This window comes from Sphingobacterium sp. SGL-16 (assembly GCF_011043515.1).
Lineage (GTDB): Bacteria > Bacteroidota > Bacteroidia > Sphingobacteriales > Sphingobacteriaceae > Sphingobacterium > Sphingobacterium litopenaei.
The window spans coordinates 1-1,162 of the sequence record NZ_JAAKGQ010000111.1; the positions used below are offsets into that span (position 1 = coordinate 1).

Genomic DNA, 1,162 nt, shown 5'->3' on the forward strand with positions numbered 1-1,162 from the left:
GCACAAAAAAGCTTCAAGTTTCCTTGAAGTTTGTCCTAATTTTAATATGATTTTTAGCTATACATCTAGCAAGTATCGAAACTATTATTTTAAATAGTTACAAATTAGTTCTACCTCTTGAAATAACATTTATTAACTTGTTATATTAGAATTTCTAATTGAACACTTATGACCAATTCAAGAAACTTCTTTGAAAAATGTACTCTTAGTTCATCATTTTGTGATTTAGCATTTCGCGATTATATAAGTGCTAGACTTCTTCTCAATAATCAATTAGTATTACAAGGTCTAACTCTTGCAAGCACAGCTGTAGAAAAATATTTGAAAGCAATAATCATTTTTAACCTAAATAACCCCGAATGGATCAACTATCATTTTGACAACTTCAGTAAACTCAAAAAACTATTAATCAAGGTTGAGTTTGAAATGATAAATGAATTTGACTCTGTATTCATTGACGTTTTAATAAAAGCTTTTAAAATAAGATATTATGATGGACTTGAGAAGGATATTACAATAGGAATATATTTAAATCAATTCATTGGAGAATTAGACTTTGTCGTGTATAATTTAGAAACATACATATCAAGAAAACAATTTAATGGGCAAAAAATTTCACCTTATTGGAGAGCAGTTGAATCTAAAGACCCAAAGCTATATGATGAGAATTACATTTTAAATGGAGAAGAGAAGGAAAAATTCATGGAAAAACTAGGATATGCTTTTTCAGTCCATATAAAGAAAGGGGAATTTACTCTGATTGAAAGAAGTTGTTTAAGTGAATCGATATCGGTTAAATATGATGGTCAGTTGAACATTTTTGATGAATTCTTATGATGAGAAGGAAGAAGACGTATTTAATTATTTTATTAAACTTATAAGCCTCTTTAATTTGCTCGCCTTCCTGCGAGTTGAGCGAAGGTCGTTGAAGAGAAATGCGCAAGCATGATTCAACGATATCTATGAAATAGACGAAGACTGTTGGCGGTATTTTTGAAGTGTAGGTAAAGCCTAGATAAAAGACCTTGTCTTTAAATCTTTTCCTTGAACAAGGATTGGTTCTGTGTACATTTTTAAAAATTCTGTCTCGCTCGTGTCTCGCTTAGAATTTTCATACAATGATGAAGAGTTTTCTAATGCTTTAGATATTCTTCTCAGAACA

The 1,162-nt window shown here is 29.9% G+C and carries 1 protein-coding gene; it reads left to right on the top strand.

Annotation, left to right across the window (positions count from 1 at the left end; genetic code table 11):
• Positions 1 to 168: 168 nt before the first annotated feature.
• Positions 169 to 837 (top strand): HEPN domain-containing protein, encoded by a 669-nt coding sequence (locus G5B32_RS16865; RefSeq protein WP_165292657.1) that lies wholly within the window; start codon positions 169 to 171, stop codon positions 835 to 837.
• Positions 838 to 1,162 lie beyond the last annotated feature (325 nt).

Bases quoted from the DNA above. Each gene is read 5' to 3' on its own strand.
- G5B32_RS16865 (WP_165292657.1), top strand. From the start codon at position 169: ATGACCAATTCAAGAAACTTCTTTGAAAAATGTACTCTTAGTTCATCA.